The 22,554-nt window shown below is 71.7% G+C and carries 21 protein-coding genes and 1 pseudogene; 19 read left to right on the forward strand and 3 right to left on the reverse strand.

Annotated features, from left to right (window positions below; all coding sequences use genetic code 11):
• Positions 1–206 precede the first annotated feature (206 nt).
• Genes pgsA through I5Q34_RS21575 form a run of 3 tightly spaced genes read left to right on the forward strand, consistent with a single transcriptional unit; the run spans position 207 to position 3,099 of the window.
• Positions 207–929: a phosphatidylinositol phosphate synthase gene (gene pgsA / locus I5Q34_RS21565; protein ID WP_374193045.1), complete on the forward strand. Its 723-nt coding sequence runs from the start codon at positions 207–209 to the stop codon at positions 927–929.
• Entirely contained in the window at positions 926–1,915 is a 990-nt protein-coding gene (locus I5Q34_RS21570; RefSeq protein ID WP_199893942.1) for a phosphatidylinositol mannoside acyltransferase, read from the forward strand. Before pgsA ends, I5Q34_RS21570 begins: the two co-directional genes overlap by 4 nt.
• Positions 1,912–3,099: a glycosyltransferase family 4 protein gene (locus I5Q34_RS21575; protein WP_199893943.1), complete on the forward strand. Its 1,188-nt coding sequence runs from the start codon at positions 1,912–1,914 to the stop codon at positions 3,097–3,099. Before I5Q34_RS21570 ends, I5Q34_RS21575 begins: the two co-directional genes overlap by 4 nt.
• A 411-nt stretch (positions 3,100–3,510) precedes the next feature.
• On the opposite strand, the gene I5Q34_RS21580 is transcribed toward I5Q34_RS21575, so the two are convergent.
• Positions 3,511–4,185 carry a VC0807 family protein gene (locus I5Q34_RS21580; RefSeq protein ID WP_277965509.1) on the reverse strand — a complete coding sequence of 225 codons (675 nt, stop codon included), beginning with the start codon at positions 4,183–4,185 and terminating at the stop codon, positions 3,511–3,513.
• 273 nt (positions 4,186–4,458) lie between these two features.
• On the opposite strand from I5Q34_RS21580, the gene I5Q34_RS21585 reads away from it, so the two are divergent.
• From I5Q34_RS21585 to I5Q34_RS21640, 12 genes are all read left to right on the forward strand, one after another.
• The gene (locus I5Q34_RS21585; RefSeq protein ID WP_199893945.1) at positions 4,459–5,013 is read left to right on the forward strand and encodes a hypothetical protein; all 555 of its coding nucleotides are present in this window, start codon (positions 4,459–4,461) and stop codon (positions 5,011–5,013) included.
• A 130-nt stretch (positions 5,014–5,143) separates the two neighbouring features.
• Positions 5,144–6,055 (forward strand): pyridoxal 5'-phosphate synthase lyase subunit PdxS, encoded by a 912-nt coding sequence (gene pdxS, locus I5Q34_RS21590; protein WP_199894308.1) that lies wholly within the window; start codon positions 5,144–5,146, stop codon positions 6,053–6,055.
• Positions 6,056–6,157: 102 nt separating this feature from the next.
• Complete coding sequence (pdxT, locus tag I5Q34_RS21595; protein ID WP_199893946.1) at positions 6,158–6,751, forward strand: pyridoxal 5'-phosphate synthase glutaminase subunit PdxT; 594 nt, start codon at positions 6,158–6,160, stop codon at positions 6,749–6,751.
• A 60-nt stretch (positions 6,752–6,811) separates the two neighbouring features.
• Positions 6,812–7,564 carry a YebC/PmpR family DNA-binding transcriptional regulator gene (locus tag I5Q34_RS21600; RefSeq protein ID WP_199893947.1) on the forward strand — a complete coding sequence of 251 codons (753 nt, stop codon included), beginning with the start codon at positions 6,812–6,814 and terminating at the stop codon, positions 7,562–7,564.
• A gap of 143 nt (positions 7,565–7,707) precedes the next feature.
• Entirely contained in the window at positions 7,708–8,259 is a 552-nt protein-coding gene (gene ruvC / locus I5Q34_RS21605) for a crossover junction endodeoxyribonuclease RuvC (RefSeq protein WP_199894309.1), read from the forward strand.
• On the forward strand, positions 8,256–8,882 hold the full coding sequence (ruvA, locus tag I5Q34_RS21610; RefSeq protein ID WP_199893948.1) for a Holliday junction branch migration protein RuvA: 627 nt from the start codon (positions 8,256–8,258) through the stop codon (positions 8,880–8,882). The genes ruvC and ruvA overlap by 4 nt, the downstream gene beginning before the upstream one ends.
• Before the next feature lie 88 nt (positions 8,883–8,970).
• Entirely contained in the window at positions 8,971–10,038 is a 1,068-nt protein-coding gene (ruvB, locus tag I5Q34_RS21615) for a Holliday junction branch migration DNA helicase RuvB (protein WP_199893949.1), read from the forward strand.
• 164 nt (positions 10,039–10,202) lie between these two features.
• Positions 10,203–10,712 carry a preprotein translocase subunit YajC gene (gene yajC / locus I5Q34_RS21620; protein WP_199893950.1) on the forward strand — a complete coding sequence of 170 codons (510 nt, stop codon included), beginning with the start codon at positions 10,203–10,205 and terminating at the stop codon, positions 10,710–10,712.
• Between the two features lie 148 nt (positions 10,713–10,860).
• Positions 10,861–12,624, forward strand: coding sequence for a protein translocase subunit SecD (secD, locus tag I5Q34_RS21625; RefSeq protein WP_199893951.1), 1,764 nt, complete (start codon positions 10,861–10,863; stop codon positions 12,622–12,624).
• 1 nt (position 12,625) lies between these two features.
• Positions 12,626–13,717, forward strand: a complete 1,092-nt coding sequence (secF, locus tag I5Q34_RS21630; RefSeq protein ID WP_199893952.1) for a protein translocase subunit SecF — start codon at positions 12,626–12,628, stop codon at positions 13,715–13,717.
• Entirely contained in the window at positions 13,714–14,280 is a 567-nt protein-coding gene (locus tag I5Q34_RS21635) for an adenine phosphoribosyltransferase (protein WP_199893953.1), read from the forward strand. The genes secF and I5Q34_RS21635 overlap by 4 nt, the downstream gene beginning before the upstream one ends.
• Before the next feature lie 157 nt (positions 14,281–14,437).
• Positions 14,438–16,912, forward strand: a complete 2,475-nt coding sequence (locus I5Q34_RS21640) for a bifunctional (p)ppGpp synthetase/guanosine-3',5'-bis(diphosphate) 3'-pyrophosphohydrolase (RefSeq protein ID WP_199893954.1) — start codon at positions 14,438–14,440, stop codon at positions 16,910–16,912.
• Positions 16,913–16,967: 55 nt separating this feature from the next.
• Here I5Q34_RS21640 and I5Q34_RS21645 read toward each other — a convergent pair whose 3' ends face one another.
• Positions 16,968–18,197, reverse strand: a complete 1,230-nt coding sequence (locus tag I5Q34_RS21645) for a DUF349 domain-containing protein (protein ID WP_199893955.1) — start codon at positions 18,195–18,197, stop codon at positions 16,968–16,970.
• A gap of 258 nt (positions 18,198–18,455) precedes the next feature.
• Positions 18,456–19,313 carry a peptidylprolyl isomerase gene (locus tag I5Q34_RS21650; protein WP_199893956.1) on the reverse strand — a complete coding sequence of 286 codons (858 nt, stop codon included), beginning with the start codon at positions 19,311–19,313 and terminating at the stop codon, positions 18,456–18,458.
• Between the two features lie 191 nt (positions 19,314–19,504).
• Between I5Q34_RS21650 and I5Q34_RS21655 the strand changes: the two genes are divergently transcribed.
• The 4 genes and pseudogenes from I5Q34_RS21655 to I5Q34_RS21670 form a co-directional block, all read left to right on the forward strand.
• Positions 19,505–20,215, forward strand: a complete 711-nt coding sequence (locus tag I5Q34_RS21655) for an MBL fold metallo-hydrolase (protein WP_199893957.1) — start codon at positions 19,505–19,507, stop codon at positions 20,213–20,215.
• An 11-nt stretch (positions 20,216–20,226) separates the two neighbouring features.
• Positions 20,227–21,489 carry a histidine--tRNA ligase gene (gene hisS / locus I5Q34_RS21660; RefSeq protein ID WP_199893958.1) on the forward strand — a complete coding sequence of 421 codons (1,263 nt, stop codon included), beginning with the start codon at positions 20,227–20,229 and terminating at the stop codon, positions 21,487–21,489.
• 61 nt (positions 21,490–21,550) lie between these two features.
• Complete coding sequence (locus I5Q34_RS21665) at positions 21,551–22,210, forward strand: vitamin K epoxide reductase family protein (RefSeq protein ID WP_199893959.1); 660 nt, start codon at positions 21,551–21,553, stop codon at positions 22,208–22,210.
• A gap of 50 nt (positions 22,211–22,260) precedes the next feature.
• Positions 22,261–22,554, forward strand: a pseudogene (locus I5Q34_RS21670) (replication-associated recombination protein A); the annotation flags it as partial.

Raw genomic sequence — 22,554 nt, forward strand, 5'->3', positions numbered from 1 at the left:
CGGTCACGCTGCGTCCATACGTCGCACACGCAGGCGCAACCGTCCGCCCCGGCGCGCGGGGCCGCCGGGCGCCCCCGCAGGGCACGTCCGTCCGGGTGGCGCGGCGCCGGTGGCGGTGCCCGGCGACCGGCGCGCGGCCCGGTGCGACCGGTGACGGGGACGCGGTGTGCGGTGTGCGCGCGGACGGCCCCCGCGGCCTGGCTACGATGGGCCAGCCGGTGGCTGATCGACCCCCGGCCCGCATACGACCCTCCGGGAAGGCCATGCTGAACAAGTACGCGCGTGCGTTCTTCACGCGTGTTCTCACGCCGTTCGCCGCCCTGCTCATCCGACTGGGCGTGAGCCCCGACGCGGTGACCCTCATCGGCACCGGTGGTGTGGTGGCGGGCGCGCTGGTCTTCTACCCCCAGGGAGAGTTCTTCTGGGGCACCGTCACCATCACCCTGTTCGTCTTCTCGGACCTGGTCGACGGGAACATGGCGCGCCAGCTGGGGCGGTCCAGCCGCTGGGGGGCGTTCCTGGACTCCACGCTCGACCGGGTCGCCGACGCGGCGATCTTCGGCGGGCTGGCGCTGTGGTACGCCAGCTACGAGGGGCACAGCATCGCCCTGTGCGCGGTGGCGATCTTCTGCCTGGCCAGCGGGCAGGTGGTGTCGTACACCAAGGCGCGGGGTGAGAGCATCGGGCTCCCGGTGAAGGTCAACGGGCTGGTCGAACGGGCCGAGCGCCTGGTGATCTCGCTGGTGGCCTGCGGTTTCTCCGGGCTGCACAAGTTCGGCGTGCCCGGGATCCAGGTGTTGCTGCCCATCGCCCTGTGGATCGTGGCGGTCGGCAGCCTGATCACTCTGATCCAGCGCGTGGTCACCGTGCGCCGTGAGGCGGCGGAGGCGGACGCGGCGACGTTGGCGGGAGGGGGCGACGCCCGGTGAAGAACGAGCTGACCGACGCGCTGTACGGGCTGGGGTGGGGCGCGGTCAAGCGGCTTCCCGAACCGGCGGCGGCGCGGCTGGGGCGCGAGATCGCCGATGTCGCCTGGCGGCGGCGGGGCAAGGGCGTGCTGCGCCTGGAGGCCAATCTCGCCCGGGTCGTCCCCGACGCCTCCCCGCCCAGGCTCGCCCGGCTCTCGCGGCTGGGCATGCGCTCGTACATGCGCTACTGGATGGAGTCCTTCCGGCTGCCGTCCTGGAGCCGGGAGCGCATGCGCACTTGCTTCGAGCCCGAGGGCCTGCACCACTTGGAGGAGGCGCTGGCCGGCGGCCGCGGTGTCGTGCTGGCGCTGCCCCACATGGGCAACTACGACATGGCGGGCGCCTGGGTCACCTCCCGGCTCGAGGTGCCGTTCACGACCGTGGCCGAGCGGCTGAAGCCGGAATCGCTCTACGACCGGTTCGTGGCCTACCGCGAGGGCCTGGGCATGGAGGTGCTGCCGCACGCCGGGGGCTCGGCCTTCGGCACGCTCTCGCGGCGGCTGCGGGCCGGAGGCCTGGTCTGCCTGGTGGCGGACCGTGACCTGTCGGCGCACGGCATCCAGGTGAAGTTCTTCGGCGAGGCCGCCAAGATGCCCGGCGGCCCGGCCCGGCTGGCGGTGCAGACCGGAGCCCTGCTGCTGCCGGTGACCCTCTGGTACGACGACTCGCCGGTGATGCGGGGCCGGGTACATCCGCCGGTCGAGGTGCCGGAGACGGGCACCCGGCCGGAGAAGGCCGCCGTGATGACACAGGCCCTGGCGGACGCCTTCGCCTCGGGCATCGCCGAGCATCCACAGGACTGGCACATGCTCCAGCGGCTCTGGCTCGCCGACCTCCCCCGGCAGGGGCAGGGCCCGGACGGGCAGGCAGGGCGGGACGGTGAGGCCGGCCGGGGCAGGCGGACCGGGCAGGGCGGGCAGAGCGCCGGGACGGGGACGAAGCCGTGAAGATCGGGATCGTCTGTCCGTATTCCTGGGACGTGCCCGGCGGCGTCCAGTTCCACATCCGGGACCTGGCCGAGCACCTGATCCGGCTGGGGCACGAGGTGTCGGTGCTCGCCCCGGCGGACGACGAGACGCCGCTCCCGCCGTTCGTCGTCTCCGCGGGCCGGGCCGTGCCCGTGCCGTACAACGGCTCGGTGGCCCGGCTCAACTTCGGCTTCCTGTCGGCCGCGCGCGTCCGCCGCTGGCTGCACGAGGGCGACTTCGACGTCATCCACATCCACGAGCCCACCTCCCCGTCGCTGGGTCTGCTCACCTGCTGGGCCGCCCAGGGCCCCATCGTCGCCACCTTCCACACCTCCAATCCGCGCTCGCGGGCGATGATCGCGGCTTATCCGATCCTCCAGCCGGCGCTGGAGAAGATCAGCGCGCGGATCGCCGTGAGTGAATACGCCCGCAGGACCCTGGTCGAGCACCTGGGCGGTGACGCGGTGGTCATCCCCAACGGCGTCGACGTGGACTTCTTCGCCGGGGCGGAATCCCGGCCCGAGTGGACGGGCAACGGCCCCGCCGACGCCGGGCGCCCGGCGACCATCGGCTTCATCGGCCGGATCGACGAGCCCCGCAAGGGCCTGCCCGTCCTGATGCGCGCCCTCCCGAAGATCCTCGCCGAGCGTCCCGGGACCCGGCTGCTGGTGGCCGGCCGGGGCGACGAGGAAGAGGCGGTCGCCGCGCTGCCTCCCGAGGCCCGGGGCGCCGTCGAGTTCCTCGGCATGGTCAGCGACGAGGACAAGGCCCGTCTGCTGCGCAGCGTCGATGTCTATGTGGCGCCCAACACCGGCGGCGAGTCCTTCGGGATCATCCTGGTCGAGGCCATGTCGGCCGGGGCACCCGTCCTCGCCAGCGACCTGGACGCCTTCGCCCAGGTGCTCGACCGGGGCGCGGCCGGTGAGCTGTTCGCCAACGAGGACGCCGACGCGCTCGCCGCGGCGGCCCTGCGCCTGCTCGGCGACCCGGCCCGCCGGGCCGAGCTGAGCGAACGGGGCAGCACTCATGTGCGGCGCTTCGACTGGTCCACGGTCGGCGCGGACATCCTGGCCGTGTACGAGACGGTGACCGCGGGTGCCGCGTCCGTCGCCACGGATGAGCGGACGGGGCTGCGGGCGCGGTGGGGGCTGGCCCGGGATTGACGCCGGCCTGGGGGCTGTACCTGCCGTGCTTGGTGCGGTTCGGCTCGGCTTGTGCTGTGGTCGTGCCGGACGCCGGCTCCCATCTGGGGCTGCCTCTGCCCCGGACCGGAGTCGTCTCCCCGTCCTCGATTCCCCGTCCTCGATCGGCCTTCTGCTTCGGCCCGGAGCCGATTCCGTACTCGCGTTTGCACCCAAACTCGCGTTTGCACCCAGCTGGCCCGGCAGTTGTCGCTCCGGATCCGGAGCCATCCGTACCGGCGGTCTCACCGACTGACCACACCGGCCAGCCGCCTTGTCTCCCTCACCCCGCGCCCGCGCTGATGCCCGTCCGGCCCGGCCCCCGCGCGGTCGGAGACGGAGCAGCCACGGCCCCTCGGCCTCACGCCGGATTCGGCACCTTCCCTTTCCCCTTCACTGACGTCTTCCCGTTCCCTGACGTCTTCCCGGCGCCCCCTCGGCCGTCGCCGCCGTCAGGCCGAACAACGGCGCCCCGTGCCGCTCCCGGAAGCGTCGGCTGTGCCGGACGCCGGCTATCACCACCAGCCCCAGGATCCCCGGCGATTGGAACCTGCCGATCACCGGCACCACATCCACCGGCAGGGCGACGGCCTCCACCACGCTCAGCACCGCGTCGAGCAACTCCGCCGCGCCCCACAGCAGGGTCAGTGAGCGCAACGCCCGCCGGAACTCCGGCTCCTGACGCCAGCGCTGCTCGGCCAACTCCTCCGCCGGACCCGCGCGGAGCTGCCGGCCGAACTGGAAGGCGAACGGCCGGGCCGCGAGCAAGGTGCCGACGATCCACGTGCCCAGCACCGCCGGGAGCGCCGCGTCCTTGAGCAGCAGCACCCTCGGATCCCCACTGACCAGCGACGTAACGGCGGAGACCAGGAGCAGGACGACCACCAGGAGGTCGAAGAACCGGGCCCGCCGGTGGCGGACGGCCCCGGCGACGGCCTGTATGACAGGCGGAATGCTGCTCAGCATCAGCGCCTGCCACTGGGCGACGCCTTGCCGGCGCAGCACGTAGTAGAGCGCCAACGGCAGCGCGACGGCGGTGCCCAGCGTCGGGAACAGCACGGTGAACACGGTGCTCAACAAGGCGCGCCTGGCGCGCGACGCATCGGCTTGCACGGTCGGTTGCGCGGTACGGCTTCCTCTCGCCTCGCCGGTGGGCACGGGCCGTCTTCCCCCCTCGGGAACAGTCCTGTGACCTGCCACCCGTGACGCTACGGACGGGGTGGGTGGAGACGGATCGGAGCCAGGGTCGAATTCGCCGTCCGTCGTCCACCCGGCCCGTCCACCCGGCCTCCACCCGAGGGTGGACGGGCCGGGGAAGCGGGGCCGGTACTGTGGCCCGGCGTGACTGGTTCTCTGTGGATCTCCTTCTGGATCGTGGCCGCCCTCGTCCTCGTCGGCGTCTACCTCAGCTGGACCGCCGGCCGGCTGGACCGGCTGCACAGCCGCATCGACGCCGCGCGGGCCGCCCTCGACGCCCAGTTGCTGCGCCGCGCGTCGGTCGCCCAGGAACTCGCCACCGCCGGGGTCCTCGACCCGGCCGCCTCGATCGTGCTCTACCAGGCCGCGCACGCGGCCCGGCAGGCCGAGGAGGAGCAGCGGGAGGTCGCCGAGAGCGAGCTGAGCCAGGCGCTGCGCGCCGTGTTCGCGGACAGCGCACAGGCGACGGCCGTCCGGGAGGCGCCCGGCGGCGAGGAGTCGCTGGGCGAACTGGACCAGGCGGTGCGCCGGGTGCCCATGGCGCGACGGTTCCACAACGACGCGGTGCGCGCGGCGCGGGCGGTGCGCCGGCACCGGGTGGTGCGGTGGTTCCGGCTGGCCGGGCACGCGCCGTTCCCCATGGCTTTCGAGATGGACGACGAGCCCCCGACGGCCGTTGCCGACCGGCCGGGCCACTGACCGGCGGGGCCGCCGGACCGGACAGGCCACCGTCCCCGAATTGGCCCTTTTCCCTCACCGGCCGGGCGGCTTTGATGACGCTGCAGCGTCACCGCAGCTGCAGCACCACCGCCCTGGATAGTGAGGTCACATCGTGTCCACCCCCAGCACGCTCCCGAACCCCGAGACCGGCACCGCGCGCGTCAAGCGCGGCATGGCCGAGCAGCTCAAGGGCGGCGTGATCATGGATGTCGTCACGCCCGAGCAGGCCAAGATCGCCGAGGACGCCGGCGCGGTCGCGGTGATGGCCCTGGAGCGGGTGCCCGCCGACATCCGCAAGGACGGCGGCGTGGCCCGCATGTCCGACCCGGACATGATCGAGGGCATCATCGACGCCGTCTCCATCCCCGTGATGGCCAAGTCCCGCATCGGCCACTTCGTCGAGGCCCAGGTCCTGCAGTCGCTCGGCGTGGACTACATCGACGAGTCCGAGGTCCTCACGCCCGCCGACGAGGTCAACCACAGCGACAAGTGGGCGTTCACCACCCCCTTCGTCTGCGGTGCCACCAACCTCGGTGAGGCCCTGCGCCGCATCGCCGAGGGCGCGGCCATGATCCGTTCCAAGGGCGAGGCCGGCACCGGCAACGTCGTCGAGGCCGTCCGCCACCTGCGCCAGATCAAGAACGAGATCGCCAAGCTGCGCGGCTTCGACAACCACGAGCTCTATGCCGCCGCCAAGGAGCTGCGCGCCCCGTACGAGCTGGTCAAGGAGGTCGCCGAGCTCGGCAAGCTGCCGGTGGTGCTGTTCTCCGCCGGTGGCGTCGCCACCCCGGCCGACGCCGCGCTGATGCGCCAGCTCGGCGCCGAGGGCGTCTTCGTCGGCTCCGGCATCTTCAAGTCCGGCGACCCGGCCAAGCGCGCCGCCGCCATCGTGAAGGCCACCACCTTCTACGACGACCCGAAGATCATCGCGGACGCCTCCCGCAACCTGGGCGAGGCCATGGTCGGCATCAACTGCGACACCCTCCCCGAGACCGAGCGGTACGCCAACCGCGGCTGGTAGTCCGCGCACGGCTGGTAGCACGCACAACGCATCACCCGGTGGGCGGTCCGCGGCACTGACGTGGACCGCCCACCGGCTCGTACGACGAGAGGCAGGACTTCCGTGTCCACCCCCACCATCGGTGTTCTCGCCCTCCAGGGCGACGTCCGCGAGCACCTCGTGGCCCTCGCCGCCGCCGACGCGGTGGCCCGCCCCGTCCGCCGGCCCGAGGAACTCGCCGAGGTCGACGGCCTGGTGATCCCCGGCGGCGAGTCCACCACCATGTCCAAGCTCGCGGTGGCCTTCGGGATGCTGGAGCCGCTGCGCGAGCGGGTGCGCGCCGGGATGCCGGTCTACGGCACCTGCGCCGGCATGATCATGCTGGCCGACAAGATCCTCGACGGCCGCGAGGACCAGGAGACCCTGGGCGGCATCGACATGATCGTGCGCCGCAACGCCTTCGGCCGGCAGAACGAGTCCTTCGAGGCGGCGGTCGAGATGGCCGGGGTCGGGGGAGGCCCCGTGGAGGGCGTCTTCATCCGGGCGCCCTGGGTCGAGTCGGTCGGTGCCCGGGCCGAGGTGCTGGCGGTCCACGACGGCCACACGGTCGCCGTGCGCCAGGACAACGTGCTGGCCACGTCCTTCCATCCGGAGCTCACCGGGGACCACCGGGTGCACGGTCTGTTCGTGGAGATGGTGCGCGCCGTGCGTCCCTGAGATCCCGGTAGGATCTCAGTCGTTCGTTTCAAGATTGGGTTACGCGAAGGAGACAGGCGGATGTCCGGCCACTCTAAATGGGCTACGACGAAGCACAAGAAGGCCGTGATCGATGCCAAGCGCGGCAAGCTCTTCGCGAAGCTGATCAAGAACATCGAGGTCGCGGCCCGCATGGGCGGCGTCGACATCGAGGGCAACCCGACGCTCTACGACGCCATCCAGAAGGCGAAGAAGCAGTCGGTTCCGAACAAGAACATCGACTCCGCGGTCAAGCGTGGCGGCGGTCTCGAGGCCGGCGGCGCCGACTACGAGACGATCATGTACGAGGGCTACGGCCCCAACGGCGTCGCGGTGCTCATCGAGTGCCTCACCGACAACCGCAACCGCGCCGCCGGTGACGTCCGCGTGGCCATGACCCGCAACGGCGGCTCGATGGCCGACCCGGGCTCGGTGTCCTACCTGTTCAACCGCAAGGGCGTCGTGATCGTCCCCAAGGGCGGGCTGACCGAGGACGACGTGCTGGGCGCGGTCCTGGACGCCGGTGCCGAGGAGGTCAACGACCTCGGCGAGAGCTTCGAGGTCCTCAGCGAGGCCACCGACCTGGTCGCGGTCCGCACCGCCCTCCAGGAGGCCGGCATCGACTACGACTCGGCCGAGGCCAACTTCGTCCCCACCATGCAGGTGGAGCTGGACGAGGAGGGCGCCCGCAAGATCTTCAAGCTGATCGACGCGCTGGAGGACAGCGACGACGTGCAGAACGTCTTCGCCAACTTCGACGTCTCCGACGAGGTCATGGCCAAGGTCGACGCCTGAGCCGACCGGCGGGGACCGGCGGCGGCCGGTGACGACGACGGGCCGACGGGACGCTTCCCGTCGGCCCGTCGCGCTGTCGCTCCCGGGCGTTGTCAGTGCCTGCCGATAGCCTGCCGGAACAGTTGACCGAAGGGAGGGGCGCGGTGCGCGTGCTGGGGGTGGACCCGGGGCTGACGCGGTGCGGCGTCGGCGTGGTCGAGGGGACGGCGGGGCGGCCGCTGCGGATGGTCGGGGCCGGGGTCGTACGCACCCCGGCGGAGGCCGACATCGCGGAGCGGCTGGTCCTCATAGAGCGCGGCATCGAGCAGTGGCTCGACGAGCACCGGCCCGAGTACGTCGCCGTCGAGCGCGTCTTCAGCCAGCACAACGTCCGCACGGTCATGGGCACCGCCCAGGCCAGCGCGGTCGCCATGCTGTGCGCCGCCCGCCGCGGGCTGCCCGTCGCCCTGCACACCCCCAGCGAGGTCAAGGCCGCCGTCACCGGCTCCGGCCGGGCCGACAAGGCCCAGGTGGGCTCCATGGTCACCCGGATCCTCCGGCTGGACGCGCCCCCCAAACCGGCGGACGCGGCCGACGCGCTCGCCCTGGCCATCTGCCACATCTGGCGCGCCCCGGCCACCGGCCGCCTCCAGCAGGCCGTCGCCGCCCACCGCCGCGCCACCGCTCCCGTACGCCTCCCGAAGGGCATCCGATGATCGCCTTTGTCTCCGGTCCCGTCGCGGCCCTCGCGCCCGACACCGCCGTCGTCGAGGTCGGCGGCGTCGGCATGGCCGTCCAGTGCACCCCCAACACCCTCTCGGGGCTCAGGGTCGGCGAGCCGGCCCGGCTCGCCACCTCCCTCGTCGTCCGCGAGGACTCGCTGACCCTCTACGGCTTCGCCGACGACGACGAGCGGCAGACCTTCGAGCTGCTCCAGACCGCCAGCGGCGTCGGCCCCCGCCTCGCCCAGGCGATGCTCGCCGTCCACGCGCCGGACGCGCTGCGCCGGGCCTTCGCCACCGGTGACGAGAAGGCGCTCACCGCCGTCCCGGGCATCGGCAAGAAGGGCGCCCAGAAGCTGCTGCTGGAGCTCAAGGACCGGCTCGGCGCGCCCACCGGCTCCGCCGTGCGGGCCGCGGCGGCCGCCCCGGCCATGGCCGCCGGCTGGCGGGATCAGCTGCACGCTGCCCTCGTCGGCCTGGGGTACGCGCCCCGCGAGGCGGACGGCGCGGTCGAGGCCGTGGCCCCGCAGGCCGAGGCCGTGGTCGCCGACGGCGGTACGCCGCAGGTGGGAGCCCTGCTCCGGGCCGCGCTGCAGACGTTGAACAGGGCCCGCTGAGCCGGGCCGCAGCCCCCGCACTCCGCCCGGCGACCCACAGCACCGCAACCAACCGTGAGGTTCCCCCGTGAACTGGGACGATGAATCCATGACCGGCGACCGCGTCGTCAGCGGCACCGCCGACGGCGACGACCGCGCCGTCGAAGCCGCCCTCCGGCCGAAGGACCTCGGCGAGTTCGTCGGCCAGGAGCGCGTCCGCGAGCAGCTCGACCTGGTGCTGCGCGCCGCCCGCGCCCGCGGTGCCACCGCCGATCACGTCCTGCTCTCCGGCGCCCCCGGGCTCGGCAAGACCACCCTCTCGATGATCATCGCCGCGGAGATGGGCGCCCCCATCCGCATCACCTCCGGCCCCGCGATCCAGCACGCCGGTGACCTCGCCGCGATCCTGTCCTCCCTCACCGAGGGCGAGGTGCTCTTCCTCGACGAGATCCACCGCATGTCCCGCCCCGCCGAGGAAATGCTCTACATGGCGATGGAGGACTTCCGGGTCGACGTCGTCGTCGGCAAGGGTCCCGGCGCCACGGCCATCCCCCTGGAGCTGCCGCCCTTCACCCTGGTCGGCGCCACCACCCGGGCCGGCCTGCTGCCGCCGCCGCTGCGCGACCGCTTCGGATTCACCGGCCACATGGAGTTCTACGCCCCCGTCGAGCTCCAGCGCGTCATCCACCGCTCGGCCGGCCTGCTCGACGTGGCCATAGAGGAGGAGGGCGCGGCCGAGATCGCCGGCCGCTCCCGCGGCACGCCCCGTATCGCCAACCGCCTCCTGCGTCGCGTGCGCGACTACGCCCAGGTGAAGGCCGACGGGCGGATCACCCGCGAGATCGCCGCCCAGGCCCTCCGGGTCTACGAGGTGGATGGCCGCGGGCTCGACCGGCTGGACCGGGCCGTGCTCACCGCGCTGCTCAAGCTCTTCGGCGGCGGCCCCGTCGGGCTGTCCACGCTGGCCGTGGCCGTCGGGGAGGAGCGCGAGACCGTCGAGGAGGTCGCCGAGCCCTTCCTGGTGCGCGAGGGGCTGCTGGCCCGCACGCCCAGGGGCCGGATCGCGACGCCGGCGGCCTGGGAGCACCTGGGGATGGTGCCGCCGCAGCAGGTCACCGGGGGCGCGGGCCGGGCCGGGGGCGCCGCCGCGGGCCAGGGCGGCCTGTTCGGGGAGTGACGGCGCGGGGGCTGGTCGGGTCAGGAACCCGGGTGCCATGCTGGGCGTTGTTCCATAGGCGCGGACTCGCTTAGACTCCGCCGATGCCGCCCCTACCGGCGGCATACCACCCCCGTAGACCAGGCCGCTCCCCCAAAGCGGTCGTGTGAAGGAAACCCCGTCCCGTGAATCTCGTGACTCTTCTGCCGTTCATCGTGCTCATCGGGGCCATGTTCCTGATGACCCGGTCGGCCAAGAACAAGCAGCGCCAGGCAGCCCAGATGCGCGACCAGATGCAGCCGGGCACCGGTGTGCGGACGATCGGCGGCATGTACGCCACCGTCAAGGAGGTCAGCGAGGACTCGGTCCTCCTCGAGGTGGCCCCCGGCGTCCACGCGATCTACGCGAAGAACGCCATCGGTGCCGTCCTCGAGGACGAGGAGTACAACCGCATCCTCCACGGCATCGAGAGCGCCGGCGAAGAGGCCCCGGCCGTCCCGGACGACATCTCCTCGCTCACCGAGGCCGCTGAGGCCGGCAAGGCCGCCGAGGCCGGCGAGAAGAAGATCGACCTCGGCAAGGAGACCGCTCCCGAGGAGGCTCCGGCCAAGGACGCCAAGGCCGAGAAGCCGGCGGACGCGGGCGAGGCAGAGCCGAAGGACGGCAAGAAGGACGGCGGCTCCGACGCGAAGTAGCCCCAATCGGCGGACCGTGACGCACCACCGCTCGGTGCGTCACGGTCCGCTGACGGTCTAGGCTCCGGCGGGGGGCACGTCCCCACAAACTTCGTGGCCGCCCGGCGAACACCTGACGCCCGGCGGTTGGACAGGGAGAAACGACAAGGTGGCAGCACCGAAGAAGGGCCGCAGGTCCCCGGGCGGCCAGGGCAGGCCGGGCAGAGTCCTGGCCTTCATCCTGATCGCCATGGTGGGGCTCGTCGGGGGGATGTTCGCCTCCGGGCAGACCACGCCGCGGCTGGGCATCGACCTGGCGGGCGGTACGAGCTTCACGCTCCAGGCGAAGAACCAGCCGGGCAAGCCCAATGCGATCACGACGACCAACATGAACACGGCCGTCGGCATCATCGAGCGCCGCGTCAACGGCCTCGGCGTGACCGAGTCCGAGGTCCAGACGCAGGGCAAGAACCACATCATCGTGAACATCCCCAAGGGGACGGACGCGAAGCAGGCCCGTGAGCAGGTCGGCACCACCGCCCAGCTCGCCTTCCGGCCGGTGCTCCTGGCCGCGCCCAGCGGCAAGACCCCCGAGCCCACGCCGAGTGCCTCGTCCGGCGACAAGAGCAAGGACAAGGGCGACAAGGGCAAGGCCGACAAGGACAACAAGGGCAAGCCGTCCGGCACGCCCACCGCGTCCTCCGGCTCTTCGGCCACCCCGTCCGGCAAGCAGACGCAGGGCCGTGCCGTCACCGAGGCCCTCAAGGCCCCGCAGGCGCCCAAGCCGACCCCGACTCCGACCCCGTCGCAGGGTGCGGCCGCCGGTGATCTGCAGAAGCAGTTCGCCGCGCTCGACTGCACCACCGAGCAGGGGCGTTCCCTCGCCGCCAAGAAGGCCGACGCCGCCAAGGCGACCGAGGACGTCGTCGTCTGCGACAAGGACGGCGAGGAGAAGCTGCTGCTCGCCCCGGTGTCGGTCGAGGGCGTGGACGTCACCGAGGCCAAGGCGTCCCTGGACACCCAGCGCGCCACCGGCTGGCAGGTCGACCTGAAGTTCAACAGCAGCGGCGCGAAGAAGTTCGCCGACGTCACCGGCAAGCTCGCGGCCAAGCCCGAGGGCCAGAACCGCTTCGCGATCGTGATGGACGGCCAGTCCGTCTCCGCCCCCCGGGTCACCTCGGCGATCCCCGGCGGCACCGCCATGATCAGCGGTAACTTCACCCAGTCCAGCGCCGAGGACCTGGCCAACATCCTGTCCTACGGTGCCCTGCCGCTCTCGTTCGACATCGTCACCGAGACGACGGTCAGCGCCGCCCTCGGTGGCGAGCAGCTGCGCGCCGGTCTGATCGCCGGTGCCATCGGCCTCGCGCTCGTGATCATCTACCTGGTGGCCTACTACCGCGGCCTCGCGCTCGTCGCCCTCGCCAGCCTCGCGTGCTCGGCGGTCCTGACGTACACGATCATGGTGCTCCTCGGCAAGGCCATCGGCTTCGCCCTGAACCTGCCGGCCGTCTGCGGTGCCATCGTCGCGATCGGCATCACCGCCGACTCGTTCATCGTCTACTTCGAGCGCATCCGTGACGAGATCCGCGAGGGCCGCACCCTGCGCCCGTCCGTGGAGCGCGCCTGGCCGCGTGCCCGCCGGACGATCCTCGTCTCCGACTTCGTCTCCTTCCTGGCCGCCGCGGTGCTCTTCATCGTCACCGTCGGCAAGGTCCAGGGCTTCGCGTTCACCCTCGGTCTGACCACGCTGCTCGACGTCGTCGTGGTCTTCCTCTTCACCAAGCCGCTGATGACGCTCCTCGCCCGCCGCCCGTTCTTCGCCAACGGCCATCCCTGGTCCGGGCTGGACCCCAAGCGGCTCGGCGCCAGGCCGCCGCTGCGGGCCTCCCGCCGCCGCCCCTCCGCCAGCGCCGACTCGAAGGAGGCCTGAGATGTCCCGACTCGGCACGCTCGGCGCCCGGCTCTACCGAGGCGAGGTCGGCTACGACTTCGTCGCCAAACGGAAGATCTGGTACGGCATCTCGATCCTCATCACCATCACGGCCATCGTCGGCCTGGCGGTGCGCGGCCTCAACATGGGCATCGAGTTCTCCGGCGGCGCGGCCTTCAACACGCCCGCGACCTCGGTCTCCGCGGACGCCGCCAAGGAGACGGCGGAGTCCAGCTCGGGCCACACCGCGGTGGTCCAGAAGATGGGCGACAAGACCCTGCGCATCCAGGTCAGCGAGCTCACTCCCGAGCAGTCGCGCAAGACCCAGGACGCGCTGGCGAAGAAGCTCGGCGTCCCCACCCAGAAGATCAACACCGATATCGTCGGCCCCAGCTGGGGTGACGAGATCGCCAACAAGGCCTGGCAGGGGCTGGCGATCTTCATGATCCTCGTGGTGATCTACCTCGCCATCGCCTTCGAATGGCGCATGGCGCTGGCCGCCCTGATCGCGCTGATCCACGACCTCACCATCACCGTCGGCGTCTACGCCCTGGTCGGCTTCGAGGTCACCCCGGGCACCGTGATCGGTCTGCTGACGATCCTCGGTTACTCGCTCTACGACACCGTCGTCGTCTTCGACGGCCTGAAGGAGAGCGCGAAGGACATCACCAAGCAGACGCGCTTCACCTACAGCGAGATCGCCAACCGCAGCCTCAACGGCACCCTGGTGCGCTCCATCAACACCACGGTCGTCGCCCTGCTGCCGGTCGCCGGCCTGCTGTTCATCGGCGGCGGCTTCCTCGGCGCGGGCATGCTCAACGACATCTCGCTCGCCCTGTTCGTCGGCCTCGCGGCCGGTGCCTACTCCTCGATCTTCATCGCCACCCCGCTGGTCGCCGACCTCAAGGAGCGCGACCCGCAGATGAAGGCCCTGACCCAGCGGGTCAAGGCCAAGCGGGCCGCCCAGTCCGCCAAGGCGGACTCGGCCCAGGACGATCAGGAGACGACCGAGGACGAGCCGCAGGACGCGTCCCCGGCGGGCGTCGTGGGCCAGCGCCGTCAGACCGAGGGACGCAAGGGGAAGCGCCGATGACCGTCCAGCGCACCGAAGGCGCCGACGAGGCCTTGCGCGAGCTGCTGCTCAGCCGCATCCACGACGTCCCCGACTACCCGAAGCCGGGCGTGGTGTTCAAGGACATCACCCCGCTGCTCGCCGACGCCGAGGCGTTCACCGCGCTCACCGACGCGTTCGCGGCCCTGTGCGAGCGCCACCGCGTGGACAAGATCGTCGGTCTGGAGGCGCGGGGATTCATCCTCGCGGCCCCCGTGGCCGTCCGCGCCGGCATCGGCTTCGTCCCCGTCCGCAAGGCCGGCAAGCTGCCCGGCGCCACGCTGCGCCAGGGGTACGAGCTGGAGTACGGCACGGCCGAGATAGAGATCCACGCCGAGGCCCTGGGCCGCGGCGAGCGGGTCCTCGTCATCGACGACGTCCTGGCCACCGGCGGCACCGCCGAGGCGTCCCTCCAGCTGATCCGCCGCGCCGGCGCCGAGGTGGCGGGCGTCGCGGTCCTCATGGAGCTGGGCTTCCTCGACGGCCGGGCACGTCTGGCGGACGCCCTGGGCGGCGCTCCGCTGGAGGCGCTGATCCGCGTCTGACACGGCACCGAAGCACACGGAGCGGGCCCCGGGAGAACCCCGGGGCCCGCTCCGTGCGTCCTTGACGCCGCCGGGCGGGAGGCACCTCCCCGGCCCGGATCGATACCATGGCAGTCCGGACCTGATCGGGGGGCCGGACCCCGCATGAGGAGTGCTCTTGCCAGACAAGGCCCAGCCGCTCGCCGCCGCACAGCCCGACAAACCCGCACCCGAGGCCGCGGCGGCCACGGGCACGCCCGGCCCCAAGACGCCCGCGACGGCCACCCCCGGGAACGACGCGGTCCGGGAAGCGCCCGCCGCCCCCCGCCCCACGCCCCCGCCGAGCGCCCCCGCGCGCTCCGCCTCCTCCAGCCGGGTCCGGGCCCGCCTCGCCCGGCTGGGCGTCCAGCGACAGAGCCCGTACAACCCCGTCCTCGAGCCGCTGCTGCGCATCGTCCGCGGGAACGATCCGAAGGCCGACGCGGGCACACTGCGCCAGATCGAGCGCGCCTACCAGGTCGCCGAGCGCTGGCACCGCGGCCAGAAGCGCAAGAGCGGCGACCCGTACATCACCCACCCGCTCGCCGTCACCACCATCCTCGCCGAGCTCGGCATGGACCCCGCGACCCTGATGGCCGGGCTGCTGCACGACACCGTCGAGGACACCGAGTACGGGCTCGACACCCTGCGCCGCGACTTCGGCGACCAGGTCGCGCTGCTGGTGGACGGCGTCACCAAGCTGGACAAGGTCAAGTTCGGCGAGGCGGCCCAGGCCGAGACCGTCCGCAAGATGGTCGTCGCCATGGCCAAGGACCCGCGCGTCCTGGTCATCAAGCTCGCCGACCGCCTGCACAACATGCGCACCATGCGCTACCTCAAGCGGGAGAAGCAGGAGAAGAAGGCCCGCGAGACGCTGGAGATCTACGCCCCGCTGGCGCACCGGCTGGGCATGAACACCATCAAGTGGGAGCTGGAGGACCTCGCGTTCGCGATCCTCTACCCCAAGATGTACGACGAAATCGTCCGCCTCGTCGCCGAGCGCGCGCCCAAGCGCGACGAATACCTGGCGATCGTCACCGACGAGGTCCAGGCCGACCTGCGCGCCGCCCGCATCAAGGCGACCGTCACCGGCCGCCCGAAGCACTACTACAGCGTCTACCAGAAGATGATCGTCCGCGGCCGGGACTTCGCGGAGATCTACGACCTGGTGGGCATCCGCGTCCTCGTCGACACCGTCCGCGACTGCTACGCCGCCCTCGGCACGGTGCACGCGCGGTGGAATCCGGTCCCCGGCCGGTTCAAGGACTACATCGCGATGCCCAAGTTCAACATGTACCAGTCGTTGCACACGACGGTCATAGGGCCCAGCGGCAAGCCCGTCGAGCTGCAGATCCGCACCTTCGACATGCATCGCCGCGCCGAGTACGGCATCGCCGCGCACTGGAAGTACAAGCAGGAGGCCGTCGCGGGCGCCTCCAAGATCCGTACGGACGTGCCGAAGAACGCCGGCAAGAACCAGGACACCGTCAACGACATGGCCTGGCTGCGGCAGTTGCTCGACTGGCAGAAGGAGACGGAGGACCCGGGCGAGTTCCTGGAGTCCCTGCGCTTCGACCTGTCGCGCAACGAGGTCTTCGTCTTCACGCCGAAGGGCGACGTCATAGCGCTCCCGGCCGGCGCGACCCCGGTCGACTTCGCCTACGCCGTGCACACCGAGGTCGGCCACCGCACGATAGGGGCCCGGGTCAACGGACGGCTGGTGCCGCTCGAATCCACCCTGGACAACGGCGACTTGGTCGAGGTCTTCACCTCCAAGGCGCCCGGCGCCGGCCCCTCCCGGGACTGGCTGGGCTTCGTCAAGTCCCCCCGCGCGCGCAACAAGATCCGGGCCTGGTTCTCCAAGGAGCGCCGGGACGAGGCGATCGAGCAGGGCAAGGACGCCATCGCCCGCGCGATGCGCAAGCAGAACCTGCCCATCCAGCGCATCCTGACCGGCGATTCGCTGGTCACCCTCGCGCACGAGATGCGCTACCCCGACATCTCCTCGCTCTACGCGGCCATCGGCGAGGGCCACGTGGCGGCCCAGGGCGTGGTGCAGAAGCTCGTCCAGGCCCTCGGCGGGGAGGACGCGGCCACCGAGGACATCGAGGAGGCCGCGCCGATCCGCACCCGCTCCAAGCGGCGCTCCTCGGCGGACCCGGGCGTGGTCGTCAAGGGCGTGGACGACGTGTGGGTCAAGCTGGCCCGCTGCTGCACCCCGGTCCCGGGCGACCCGATCATCGGCTTCGTCACCCGCGGCAACGGCATCTCCGTCCACCGGGCCGACTGCGTCAACGTCGATTCCCTCTCCCAGCAGCCGGAGCGGATCATCGACGTCGAGTGGGCGCCCACCCAGTCGTCGGTCTTCCTCGTCGCCATCCAGGTCGAGGCGCTCGACCGCTCGCGGCTCCTCTCGGACGTCACCCGGGTCCTGTCGGACCAGCACGTCAACATCCTCTCGGCGGCCGTGCAGACCTCCCGAGACCGGGTCGCGACCTCGCGGTTCACCTTCGAGATGGGCGACCCCAAGCACCTGGGCCACGTGCTGAAGGCCGTACGGGGCGTGGAGGGCGTGTACGACGTCTACCGCGTGACGTCGGCCCGACGGCCGTAGCAAGAGGAACGGCCCCCGGCGGATCGCCGGGGGCCGTTCCCATGTCGCCGGTACGTCAGCCGCCGAACTCCTCCAGGCCCTTCAGCGCCTGGTCCAGCAGCGCCTTGCGGCCCTCGAGCTCCTTGGCGAGCTTGTCGGCCTTGGCGTCATTGCCCGCGGCACGCGCCTTGGCGATCTGGTCCTGGAGCTTGTCCACCGCGTCCTGGAGCTGCCCGGTCAGGCCGGCCGCACGGGCCCGCGCCTCCGGGTTCGTCCGCCGCCACTCGGCCTCCTCGGCCTCCTGGATGGCGCGCTCGACCGCGTGCATCCGGCCCTCGATCTTCGGCCGGGCGTCCCGCGGCACATGGCCGATGGCCTCCCAGCGCTCGTTGACCGAACGGAACGCCGCCCGGGCCGCCTTGAGGTCGGTGACCGGAAGCAGCTTCTCCGCCTCGGTGACCAGCTCCTCCTTGAGCGTCAGGTTGCCCTGCTGCTCGGCGTCGCGCTCCGCGAACACCTCGCTGCGCGCCTGGAAGAAGACGTCCTGCGCGCCGCGGAAGCGGGCCCACAGCTCGTCCTCCGCCTCGCGCTGTGCGCGGCCCGCGGCCTTCCACTCGGTCATCAGATCCCGGTACCGCGCGGCGGTCGCGCCCCAGTCTGTGGACCCGGACAGCGCCTCCGCCTCGGCGACCAGCTTCTCCTTGACCTTGCGGGCGTCCTCGCGCTGCGCGTCCAGCGACGCGAAGTGCGCCTTGCGCCGCTTGGAGAACGCCGAGCGGGCGTGCGAGAAGCGGTGCCACAGCTCGTCGTCCGTCTTGCGGTCGAGCCGGGGCAGGCCCTTCCAGATGTCGACCAGGGCCCGCAGACGCTCGCCGGCCGACCGCCACTGCTCGCTGGCCGCCAGCTCCTCGGCCTCGGCGACGAGCGCCTCCTTGGCCGTACGGGCCTCCTCGGACTGCTTCGCCTTGGCCGCCTTGCGCTCCTCGCGGCGCGACTCGACCGTGGCGACCAGCTTGTCCAGCCGCTCCCGGAGCGCCGCCAGGTCACCGACGGCGTGGTGCTCGTCCACCTGCGTCCGCAGATGGTCGACGGCGGCCATCGCGTCCTTGGCCGACAGATCCGTGGTCCTGACCCGGCGTTCGAGGAGGCCGATCTCCACGACCAGGCCCTCGTACTTGCGCTCGAAGTAGGCAAGGGCCTCCTCGGGGCTCCCCGCCTGCCACGAGCCGACGACCTTCTCGCCGTCGGCGGTACGCACGTACACCGTCCCCGTCTCATCGACGCGGCCCCACGGGTCGCTGCTCACAGCGCCTCCTCCACATGATGCCGGGGCCGGCTCGCGGCCCGCGCGCATCGTCCACAGTTGTCCCGGCAGGGCCGCGCCCCGCCCGGTCCGGCGGCTTGATCCATTGACTGCCGATTGGTGCTGTTCGGGTGCCCCGCAGCCGCCGGGAGCAGGCACCCTGCACAACGCCAACATAGGCGAACGGCGGCCCGGCTGTCCGTATCCCGCGAGCGAAATTTCGCCGTCCGGCCACGGGTTGCGGAGCGCGCGGGCACCGGCTCAGGACTTGGTGACCGTCGCCTTGTCGATCACGGCCGTCGCGTTGGGCGGACCGTCGGTGCCGCCGCCCTGCACACCGGCGTCCGCGATCTTCTTGAGGGTCTTCATGCCCTCGGCGCCGATCGTGCCGAGCGGCGTGTAGTCCGGCGCCAGCGGGCTGTCCTTGTAGACGAGGAAGAACTGGCTGCCGGTCGAGTGCGGGGCCTGGGTCTTGGCCATCGCGACGGTGCCGGCCGGGTAGATCTTCATCCCCGCCTTCTTCATCTCCGCGTCCGAAGGATCCTTGAGGACCGGGTCCTTGAGGTTCTCCTCGGCCAGCGTGTAGCCCGGGCCGCCCTGGCCGTTGCCCTGCGGGTCGCCGCACTGCAGGACGAAGATGCCGCCGCTGGTGAGCCGGTGGCACTTGGTGTGGTCCAGATACCCCTGGGCCGCGAGGAAGTTGAAGGAGTTGACCGTGTGCGGGGCCTTCGCCGCGTCCATCTTCAGGTCGATGGTGCCGCACGTGGTCTTGAGGTTCATCGCGTAGCCGGCCGACTTGTCGATGGTCATCTCCGGCTCCTTCTTCCACGTCTTCGTGGCGGGGGAGCCGGGGGCCGGCTTGGCGCAGGGGTCCGGGCCCTTGGTGGGGGTGGGAAGGTCGCTCGGCGTGGAGCCGGCCGAGGTCTTCTTCCCGTCGTCCCCACCGCCCAGGGCGCCGGCCGCGTACGCGGTGGCGCCCGCGGCGACCACCACGGCGAGGCCGGCCGCGATCACCGCGTTCCGGCGCCGGGCCTTGCGGCGCTCCGCCTCGCGGCGCTGCTGCTGCCGCTCGAACTTCTCCCGGGCGAGCTGCCGCCGCCGCTGCTCGTTACTGACCACCGGGTCGTCTCCTCGTGCTTCTCGTCCGTCGCTCGTCCGTGGTGAGCCGCGTGTTGCGAGTGTGCCCGTACCGTATACGGGTTCGCGGCCCCGTACCCGCCGCCGGTAGGCTCTGAACCGGCCGAGGTACCGAAAGGGCACGCCCACCGGGCCTCCGCCGCGTCGATGCAGGCCGACATTTAAGGACGAACGTGCTGATTGCCGGGTTCCCCGCCGGGGCCTGGGGGACCAATTGTTATCTGGTCGCCCCCGCCGCGGGCGAGGAGTGCGTGATCATCGACCCGGGCCACCAGGCCGCCCAGGGAGTCGAGGAGACGCTCAGGAAGCATCGGCTCAAGCCCGTCGCCGTCGTCCTCACCCACGGCCACATCGACCACGTCGCGTCGGTGGTGCCGGTGTGCGGCGCCCACGACGTCCCCGCCTGGATCCACCCCGCCGACCGGTACATGATGAGCGACCCCGAAAAGGCGCTCGGCCGGTCCATCGGGGCGCAGCTCCTGGGGGAGCTGACGGTGGGGGAGCCGGACGACCTCAAGGAGCTCTCCGATGGCAGCACGCTGGAGCTGGCGGGGCTGGAGTTCTCCGTCGCGCACGCGCCCGGCCATACCAAGGGGTCGGTGACCTTCCGGATGCCCGAGACCGCCGAGATCCCCTCGGTCTTCTTCTCGGGTGACCTGTTGTTCGCCGGCTCCATCGGACGCACCGACCTGCCGGGCGGTGACCACGCCGAGATGCTGCGGTCGCTGGCACGCGTGTGCCTGCCGCTCGACGACTCGACCGTGGTCCTCTCCGGCCACGGCCCCCAGACGACCATCGGCCAGGAGCGCGCCGCCAACCCGTATCTCCGCGAGGTGGCCGCCGGCCAGGGAGCCGGATCCCCGGCTCCGCGACGAGGAATGTGACGAAAGCTTCCGTGAGCACCTTCAAGGCCCCCAAGGGCACCTACGACCTCCTGCCCCCCGACTCGGCGACCTACCTCGCCGTGCGCGAGGCGATCTCCGCGCCGCTGCGCCGCGCCGGCTACGGCTACGTCGAGACCCCCGGTTTCGAGCAGGTCGAGCTGTTCTCCCGCGGCGTCGGCGAGTCCACCGACATCGTGACCAAGGAGATGTACACCCTCACCACGCGCGGCGGCGACGAGCTGGCACTGCGCCCCGAGGGCACCGCCTCCGTGCTGCGCGCCGCGCTGGAGGCCAGCCTCCACAAGGCCGGCAACCTGCCCGTCAAGCTCTGGTACTCCGGCTCGTACTACCGCTACGAGCGCCCGCAGGCCGGCCGTTACCGGCACTTCTCCCAGGTCGGCGCCGAGGCCATCGGCGCCGAGGACCCGGCGCTGGACGCCGAGCTGATCATCCTGGCCGTCGACGCGTACCGGTCGCTGGGCCTTACGAACTTCCGCCTGCTGCTCAACTCGCTGGGCGACAAGGAGTGCCGTCCCGCCTACCGGGCCGCGCTCCAGGAGTTCCTGCGCGGGCTCGACCTGGACGAGGACACCCGCCGCCGCATCGACATCAACCCGCTGCGGGTCCTCGACGACAAGCGCGAGTCCGTCCAGAAGCAGCTGGTCGGCGCCCCCATGCTCCGCGACCACCTCTGCGAGGCGTGCAAGGAGTACCACGAGCGGGTGCGCGAGCTGCTGACCGCGGCGGGCGTCGCCTTCGAGGACGACGAGAAGCTGGTCCGCGGCCTCGACTACTACACGCGCACCACCTTCGAGTTCGTCCACGACGGCCTGGGCTCGCAGTCCGCGGTGGGCGGCGGCGGCCGTTACGACGGGCTGTCCGAGATGATCGGCGGCCCGGCGCTGCCGTCCGTCGGCTGGGCGCTCGGCGTGGACCGCACGGTGCTGGCGCTCAAGGCCGAGGGCATCGAGCTCGCGCTGCCCGCGCCGACCCAGGTGTACGCGGTGCCGCTGGGCGAGGAGGCCCGCGGGACCCTCTTCGGTCTGGTCACCGAGCTGCGCCGGGCCGGCGTCGCCACGGACTTCGCCTTCGGCGGCAAGGGCCTGAAGAACGCCATGAAGTCGGCCAACCGCTCGGGCGCCCGCTACGCGCTGGTCGCCGGCGAACGGGACCTGGCCGAGGGCGTGGTGCAGCTGAAGGACCTGGAGAGCGGCGAGCAGACCGCGATCGCGCTCGACACCGTCGTGAGTGAACTCCTGGCCAAGCAGGGCTGATTGCGCACGCCCTGGTGCACAATGGGCGACACCGCGACCGACTGATGGGAACTACGGCACTATGACGACCTCGGCCCTTGACCGTTCCGACACCGACGGAGTGGAGCGGGGCGGTCCCGCTCCGGGTGCGGTGGGCGGCAGCCGTGCGTTCGCGCTGCTGCTGGTCGTCACGGGGGCGCTGGGGCTGCTGGCCGCCTGGGTCATCATGCTCGACAAGAACAAGATCCTTGAGGCCAAGGCGGTCGGCAAGACCTTCACCCCCGGGTGCAGCCTCAACCCGATCGTCTCCTGCGGCAACATCATGGAGAGCGACCAGGCACAGGCCTTCGGGTTCCCCAACCCGATGCTCGGCCTGGTCGCCTACGGCGTGATCATCGCCATCGGCCTGGCGCTGCTCGGCGGGGCCCGCTTCCCGCGCTGGTACTGGCTGGGCATGGAGGCGGGCACGCTCTTCGGCGTCGGGTTCTGCAGCTGGCTGCAGTACGAGTCGCTGTACGTCATCGGCTCGCTGTGCCTGTGGTGCTGCCTGGCCTGGGTCGCGACCATCGTCATGTTCTGCTACGTGACCGTGCAGAACATCCGGCACCGCTTCATCCCGCTGCCGGACGGGGCGCGGCGTGCGGTGCTGGAGTTCCACTGGGTGGTGCCGGTGCTGTGGACCGGCATCATCGGGCTGCTGATCCTCACCAACTGGTGGTCGTTCTGGACGGGCCAGTCCTGATCCGTTCCCTGCCCGGGTCCGCTGTCAGTGGGGTGGCTTAGGGTTTCGGTGTGGAGCCCGACCTGTTCACCGCAGCCGCAGAGGACCGCCAGGAGAAGGATCCGGCGAGCAGTCCGCTGGCCGTCCGCATGCGCCCCCGCACCCTCGACGAGGTCGTGGGGCAGCAGCACCTGCTCAAGCCGGGCTCGCCGCTGCGCAGGCTGGTGGGGGAGGGCAGCGGCGGCCCCGCCCGGGCCGCCGCGGGGGTGCGCTGGGGGCCCCCCCGCCGCGGCCACACCCCCCCCGCGGGAGTCGTCAGCCACGCCCCCAACAAACCCGTAGTAGAGCAAAACCCGATAAACGCC

Origin of the sequence: Streptomyces sp. AV19, from assembly GCF_015999245.1 — a bacterium.
Classification (GTDB): Bacteria; Actinomycetota; Actinomycetes; order Streptomycetales; family Streptomycetaceae; genus Streptomyces.

Excerpts from the sequence above, each read along its gene's own strand:
- pgsA (WP_374193045.1), top strand. The coding sequence starts at position 207 with ATGGGCCAGCCGGTGGCTGATCGACCCCCGGCCCGCATACGACCCTCC.
- I5Q34_RS21600 (WP_199893947.1), top strand. The coding sequence starts at position 6,812 with ATGTCCGGCCACTCTAAATGGGCTACGACGAAGCACAAGAAGGCCGTG.
- ruvA (WP_199893948.1), top strand. The coding sequence starts at position 8,256 with ATGATCGCCTTTGTCTCCGGTCCCGTCGCGGCCCTCGCGCCCGACACC.
- ruvB (WP_199893949.1), top strand. The coding sequence starts at position 8,971 with ATGACCGGCGACCGCGTCGTCAGCGGCACCGCCGACGGCGACGACCGC.
- secF (WP_199893952.1), top strand. The coding sequence starts at position 12,626 with ATGTCCCGACTCGGCACGCTCGGCGCCCGGCTCTACCGAGGCGAGGTC.
- I5Q34_RS21635 (WP_199893953.1), top strand. The coding sequence starts at position 13,714 with ATGACCGTCCAGCGCACCGAAGGCGCCGACGAGGCCTTGCGCGAGCTG.
- I5Q34_RS21665 (WP_199893959.1), top strand. The coding sequence starts at position 21,551 with ATGACGACCTCGGCCCTTGACCGTTCCGACACCGACGGAGTGGAGCGG.